This window comes from Paramagnetospirillum sp. (assembly GCF_058402745.1).
Genome location: NZ_JBZVFI010000006.1, coordinates 101,042 through 107,500, shown reverse-complemented (window position 1 = coordinate 107,500; position 6,459 = coordinate 101,042). Strand labels below are relative to the sequence as shown.

6 protein-coding genes and 1 tRNA gene (1 of these 7 running past the window's edge) are annotated in these 6,459 nt (G+C 66.4%); 1 reads left to right on the top strand and 6 read right to left on the bottom strand.

Annotated elements, in window-relative coordinates:
* Positions 1 to 518, bottom strand: the 5' portion of a protein-coding gene (locus tag ACV4UZ_RS04290; protein ID WP_491599695.1) for a proteasome-type protease. 217 nt of this gene lie to the left of the window's left edge; only the first 518 of its 735 coding nucleotides appear in the window; the start codon lies at positions 516 to 518; its stop codon lies beyond the left edge, outside the window.
* Between the two features lie 217 nt (positions 519 to 735).
* Here ACV4UZ_RS04290 and ACV4UZ_RS04285 point away from each other — a divergent pair, with 217 nt between their 5' ends.
* The gene (locus ACV4UZ_RS04285; RefSeq protein WP_491599694.1) at positions 736 to 1,890 is read left to right on the top strand and encodes a hypothetical protein; all 1,155 of its coding nucleotides are present in this window, start codon (positions 736 to 738) and stop codon (positions 1,888 to 1,890) included.
* A 6-nt stretch (positions 1,891 to 1,896) separates the two neighbouring features.
* Here ACV4UZ_RS04285 and ACV4UZ_RS04280 read toward each other — a convergent pair.
* The 5 genes from ACV4UZ_RS04280 to ACV4UZ_RS04260 all read right to left on the bottom strand — a co-directional run bounded on the left by ACV4UZ_RS04280 (position 1,897) and on the right by ACV4UZ_RS04260 (position 6,455).
* Positions 1,897 to 1,973, bottom strand: a tRNA-Pro gene (locus ACV4UZ_RS04280).
* A gap of 43 nt (positions 1,974 to 2,016) precedes the next feature.
* The gene (locus ACV4UZ_RS04275; protein ID WP_491599693.1) at positions 2,017 to 2,475 is read right to left on the bottom strand and encodes a DUF192 domain-containing protein; all 459 of its coding nucleotides are present in this window, start codon (positions 2,473 to 2,475) and stop codon (positions 2,017 to 2,019) included.
* A gap of 667 nt (positions 2,476 to 3,142) precedes the next feature.
* Positions 3,143 to 3,799, bottom strand: a complete 657-nt coding sequence (locus tag ACV4UZ_RS04270) for a response regulator transcription factor (protein WP_491599692.1) — start codon at positions 3,797 to 3,799, stop codon at positions 3,143 to 3,145.
* Between the two features lie 101 nt (positions 3,800 to 3,900).
* Positions 3,901 to 4,503 carry a response regulator transcription factor gene (locus ACV4UZ_RS04265; protein WP_491599691.1) on the bottom strand — a complete coding sequence of 201 codons (603 nt, stop codon included), beginning with the start codon at positions 4,501 to 4,503 and terminating at the stop codon, positions 3,901 to 3,903.
* Positions 4,500 to 6,455 carry a PAS domain S-box protein gene (locus ACV4UZ_RS04260; RefSeq protein ID WP_491599690.1) on the bottom strand — a complete coding sequence of 652 codons (1,956 nt, stop codon included), beginning with the start codon at positions 6,453 to 6,455 and terminating at the stop codon, positions 4,500 to 4,502. Before ACV4UZ_RS04260 ends, ACV4UZ_RS04265 begins: the two co-directional genes overlap by 4 nt.
* Positions 6,456 to 6,459 lie beyond the last annotated feature (4 nt).

Here is a 6,459-nt window from a genome sequence, read left to right as displayed (position 1 = left end):
GTCGCCTCCTCCAGCGAGGTGTCGGCGGTGATCACCCGTTCGATGATCGGCTTGCCGTATTTGGTCTCGCCGATCTGGAAATAGGGGGTCTCGTCCGAGGCCTCGATGAAGTTGCCGGCGGCGTAGACGTTGAACAGCCGCATGCGCCGCCCCTGAATCTGTCCGCCGACGATCAGCGAGGCGACGAAATCGGCGCCGTGGGATTTCAGATGAGCCCCGTCGATGGCGTGCACCTCGCGCAGGGTGTCGCCCACCAGGCGGGCCACCTCGTACATGGATTTGACGCCGTAAAGCGAGCGGGCGCGGTCGGGGCCGTGCAGGCGCTCCTCCAGCAGGCTGATCACCGATTGGGTGATGGCCAGGTTGCCGGCGGTGAGAATGACGACCACCCGGTCCTCGGCCCCATCGAACACGAAGGTCTTGCGAAAGGTGGCGACGCTGTCCACCCCGGCATTGGTCCTCGAATCGGAAACGAACACCAGACCGGCCTTCAGCCGCATGCCCAGGCAATAACTCACGCTCTCGTCCCCCGTCACATTCCGCCTGACCGTCACCGACGCAAAACCCGGGCCAGCCCCGGGCACGGGCCGTCCCGTCCCGGCGACGGCCCATCCGCCCATTTCCTGGGCAATTGCTGCCCAGCCTCCGGGCAACCCATACATTAGTAGTACACCGTATATCCGATCTACCGGGATCGGGATAGTATTGCGGGAGGGATCGGGAGACCTGACCACCATGACGGAACGCTTCACCGATCGCGACGCCTTCGAAGCCATCGTCCACGCCATGCTGGAACGGGGTGGCCAGGGAAGCTTCGGACGCATCCATCTGGTCAGCGTCCTGGCCGATTCCGAAGGCTCCACCCTGGGCGCCGCCCTGCCCAAGGCCCTGTCCATCGCCGAGCGGATCATCCAGCACCGCCTGTCGGCGGAGGATGCCTGCGTGCCCCTGGAGCCCGGCAAGTACATGCTGGTCTTCCCCGGCCTGACCGACACCGAGGGCATGGTCAAGGCCACCGCCATCTCGCGCGAGATCAAGGAGCGCCTGTTCGGCCAATCCTCGGGCCATATCAACGTCACCGTCCAGGTCCTGCCGCTCGACCGGTTGAAGCACCGCCCCGCCGCCGCCGCCCTGCCCGCCATGGATGCGGTGCTCGAGACCCACGAGCGGCATGCCGCCGTCAATCTCCAGGTGGTGTTCCAGCCGGTCTGGGACGCGGCCGCCCAGGCGATCATCGGCAACCGCGCCATGACCCGGCGCCATTTCCAGGGGCATGAACTTCTGGACGACGCCGTCCAATTGGCCGGAGAGCAGGACCCGCTGGCCCGCGAGCGCAACGCCAACCTGCGGCACGCGGTGGCCGCCGCCCCGGCCGATCGCGGCCTGGTGATCATGCCGCAGGCGCTCAACGATCACACCATGACCGATTACCGCGAGGTGACCGCCGAGATCCGCCACCTGGCCGCCTTCTGTCCCGGCGGACTGATGGTCGAACTGAGCGGGGCGGTGAATTCCGCCGGCCGGACACGGCTGCGCGACGCCATCCACGCCGTCATGGCGGGCGGCGCCACGGTGGGAGTGCGCATCTTTCCCGAGCCCGAGATGGCCCGCTTCCTCAAGGAATGCGGCGTCAGCCATCTGTGCTTCAACGAGGCCCAGGCCAAGCAGGCGGCCTTCACCCATTCGGCGCTGTACGCCCTGCTTTCGGTGGTCGCCCACGAAGTGCGCGGCGTCGGGCTGGGGCTTTGCCTGTGGAACACGTCGTCGGGCCAGGACGTCAAGCGGGCCGCCTCGCTGGGCTTCGGCCTGTTCTCCGGCGCCCCCTTCGGAGCCAACCGCCCGTCCATGGTCCAGCCCCATGGCTGGCCGACCGGCAAGGTGTTTCTGTAGGGGATCTGGTCGGGGCGAGAGGATTCGAACCTCCGACATCCAGCTCCCAAAGCTGGCGCTCTACCAGGCTGAGCTACACCCCGACGGGCGGAAGGTAAGGGGTTTGGTTTCAGGGCGCAAGGCGGATCAGCGGCTCCGCCCGAACATGGGATGGATCACCCGGTCGCCCGGCTTCAGCCCCAGGCGGCGGGCCGTCCCCGCCGGCAATTCCAGCACGCCCAGTACCGGCTCGGCCGGCCCGCGCGGCTCCAGGCTGCCCGGCACCGCGTATTGCTCCACATGGACGACGCGGCCGGCGCGGTCCATGAACAGCATGTCCAGGGGAATCAGGGTGTTCTTCATCCACATGGAAACCTGGCGGACGCTGCCGAAATCGAACAGCATCCCCGTGCCGGCGGGCAGGTCGCGGCGGAACATCAGGCCCTGGGACAATTGTTCGGGGGTCACCGCCAGCTCGACGGCGAAGGCATGGCGCCGCCCCCCATCCGCCACCACCTCCAGCCGCGAGGCGCCGAAGGTCACGGGCTCCGCCGCCGCCGACATTCCCAGCAGCAAGACGATCACCGCCGCCAAGGCCCGAATCATGCCGTCCTCCCCGCCATCAGACACCGTTCATGGTGCGCTTTCCCCCCTTTGGAGGCAAGGCAGGATAATATGCCTACGCCCTTTCCCTCCATCTCACGCCTCCACCTTGCCTCCGGCGGAGCCCCATCCAAGATGCCCCTAGGGTGAAACCCCTAGCAAAGGTAGGGAATCCGCCGACCCGAGAAATTTACCTAAAATTTTATCCAAATGTGCGCTTAAATATAAGCATAGTTAATATAACCATTGTCGTAAATTGAGGGGGTGATTTTCCTGTTTTCAACTTACGAGTACTTTGATAGAGTCATATCCGTGAGCTGGACAGAGGTGAGAACCTCCGAAGGCCAGAACCGGAGATACTGCCTTGGGGGGCCTTCCCGCCCATCCCCACCCTCCTCGGCAGGGAAGCGTGACCGCACAGTGTGACGTTTCCGCTTTCTGGTCAAACGAAGGGGCGCCGGTGCAAACCGGCGCCCCTTTCATATCGTCCGCCGATAATACCGACGCGTCATGTCATCCCGAGGCAAAGCCGAAGGCGGGTTCATGCGACGGCGGCAACCGCCTCAGGCTGAAAGATCCCGCCTCCCGGCGGCCGTCAGGACGACGGGCCGGTTCAAATGACGGCCACCGTCATTTGAAGTACTGACAGTATTCGCGAAAGGAAAACGGGTCAGGCGGACTCGGTATCGCCGTCGCCGTCGTGAACCAGGCGTCCCGATTCTTCCAGTTCCAGCACCATCCGCACCAGGACGGACAGGCTGTCGGCCGCCATCTTTTCCATGACGCGGGCGCGGTGGATTTCGACGGTACGCACGCTGATCCCCAGTTCGGCGGCGGCGGCCTTGTTGGACAGGCCCTGGGCCACCAGGATCATCACCTCGTATTCGCGCGGCGTCAGCGAATTGGCCCGCGCCTCGATGCCGTCGAGGCGGCGGCGCTCGACCCAGGCGCGCTGGCTGCCCGACAGGGCCTTGTTCACGGCGGCCAGGAAGATGGCGTCGTCGAACGGCTTCTCGATGAAATCGGAGGCCCCCTCCTTGAGGGCCTGGACGGCCATGCTGACATCGGCATGTCCGGTGATGACGATCAGCGGCAGGCCGATGTCGCGGTCCTGCAGGATGCGCAGCAGGTCGAGACCGCTCAGGCCCGGCATGCGGACGTCGGCCACCACGCAGCCGGGGCCGTCACCCTTCATCCCCGCCGCGATGAAGCTCTCGGCATCGGCATGGACGTGGACTGCGTGTCCGGCGGCCTCGAGCAGCATGCGAAGGGAATCGCGTACCGCGGGATCATCATCCACCACGTGAATCTCGGGGGCCGCCGTCATGACCGATCTTTCGTCATAGAGTCATTGCAATCATTGATTGGGGCGATATCGCCCGCAGAAAAGATGACCCACGGCAAGCATCTTGTAAACCCGCGGCAACGTCAGCGCCGCGAAGAAAGAAGCTGGGCCAGCTCGACGGCGGTCTTCACCCCCATCTTCTCGAAAAGATGGGCGCGATGGACTTCGACGGTGCGCATGGTGATGCCCAGGTCGTCGGCGATGACCTTGTTGAGCTTGCCGGCCAGAACCTTGTCCATCACCTGCCGTTCGCGCAGCGTCAGGTTCTCCAGCCGCTGGGCCAGCGAGGCGGCGTCGGCGTCGCTGGCCAGGCGCTGGGTCTCCCAGGCCAGGGCCTCGATCACCTTGTCCACCAGTTCGTTGTCGTTGAACGGCTTCTCGACGAAATCGCGCGCCCCCTTCTTCAGGGCCGACACCGCCATGGGAACGTCGCCATGGCCGGTGAGGAAGATCACCGGCAGCTTGCCCCCCATCTCGCACAGGCGGTCGAACAGTTCCAGCCCGGTCATGCCCTCCATGCGGATGTCCAGCACCAGGCAGCCGCTGCATCCGGGGCTCCAGGCGTCCAGGAAGGCCTCGGCCGAGGAAAAGCATTCGGCCGCCACGCCGCGCGACTGGAACAGCCAGCCCAAGGCGTCCCGAATCGCCTCGTCGTCATCGACAATGTAGACCACGCCCTTGGTCATCGGGCCATCTCCGGCAAGGTGAAGAGAAAGATGCTGCCGCCCTCCGGGTTCGGTTCGAACCACAGATGGCCGCGATGAGCTTCCACGATGGAGCGGCAGATGTTCAAGCCCATTCCCATCCCCGCCTCCTTGGTGGTGAAGAACGGGCTGAACAGGTTGGGCGCCGTGTCGGGGGCGATGCCGGTGCCGCGGTCGGCGACACGGACCCGCGCCTGGCCGTCATGGCTTTCCAGGCCGATGGACAGCAGGCGCAGGGGCCGGGGCGTCTGGCCCATGGCCTCCATGGCGTTGCGCACCAGATTGAGGATCACCTGCTCGATCAGGATGTGGTCGGCCTCGACCCGCGGCCTGGTCCCGGCGATGTCGAGGTCGATGCGGATGCCGCGCTTGCGGGCGTCGGGCTCCAGCAGCCCCACCGCGCCCTCGACGATCTCGTCGAGGAAGCAGGGCAGCACCATGGGCTCGCTCTTCCTGACGAAATCGTGGATGCGGCGGATGATCTGGCCGGCCCGCTGGGCCTGGGCGCCCAGCTTGGTGATGGGGGGCACCAGCTCCTCCGCCCTGGCGTCGCCGGCCGACAGCCGGTTCAGGCAGCCGGTGGCATAGGAGGCGATGGCCGACAGCGGCTGGTTCAGTTCGTGGGCCAGGGTCGAGGCCATCTCGCCCATGGTGATCAGCCGCGCGGTATGCTGCAGCTTCTCCTGATGCTGGCGTTTCAGTTCCTCGTCGCGCTTGCGCTCGGTGACGTCCAGCACCGAGGCCATCCAGCCGGTATGGCGCCCCTCGGAATCGATCAGCGGCGCCTCGTAGACCAGGGCGTTGAAGCGCTCGCCGTTCTTGCGCCGGAACACCAGCTCGAACCCTTCCGCCGGCGCCTCGCCGCGCAGCACCGCCCGATGGATCTCGTAGGTCTGTTCCAGGTCCTCGGGCAGCCAGTAGAGCATGGGCGGAACGGTGCCCACCAGTTCCTCGGCGGTCCAGCCCACCATGCGGCAGAAGGCGGGATTGACGTAGGTGATCCGTCCCTCCAGGTCGCGGGCCCGCATGCCCACGGTGAGCGAATCCTCCATGGCCTTCCTGAAGGCGTGCTCGGTGCGCAGTGCCTGCTCGGCCGCCAGCCGGCGCCGCACGTGACGCCTCAGCGCCCACAGGCTGGACACCGACAGCAGCGACAGGATGAAGATGGCCGCCGCCAGCACGTTGCGCAGCAATTGCGGATCGCTGTGGTACGAGATGGCCACCAGTTCCAGGCCGTGCCCCGGCGGCTCGAAGCGCAGCGTGTAGCTGGCCCCGGGCTCGGAGGGCGACAGCTGCGACTTGGCGGCCAGCAGGTTGCCGTTGCCGTCCTGGATCTCCAGCCGGTAGGCCTGGGCGAACCACCACGGCACGTGGTGGGCCAGCATGGCGTCCAGGGAGAACACCCCCGCCACCGTCCCGGCGAAATGGCCACCCCGGAAGAACGGCACCTGCGCCTCGAAGCGCGCGCCCTTGCCCTCGATGGTGAAGGGCGGGCCGAAGGCCGGCCGCCCGGAGGAACGGGCCAGGGCCATGGTGGCCGGCCATTGCGGGTCGCCGACCGGCGACGCGCCGCCTGCCACCGGCGGCAGGGACTGAAGGACCATTCCCTCGGCGTCGCGGACGACGACGCGCTCCACCTCGGGATCGGCGGACATCAGCGCCCGGCTCTGCAGGACGAATTCGCTGGAGGCCACTCCGCCGCGCCCCGCCAGGTCGGCCAGCTGGCCCAGCCGCTCGACCCCCGAAGACAGGTGGAAGTAAAGATTCTGCTCCACCCACAGGATGTCCTGAATCAGGACGCGCTTTTCCTCCTCCACCTCGTTGCGGTGAAGCAGCCACAGCAGCACGCCCAGCAGCATGACCACCAGCCCCATGGCCACCACGGGCATGGCCTGGATGGCCTGGCGATCCCTGAATGCCTTGGGTGCGGTCATGGGT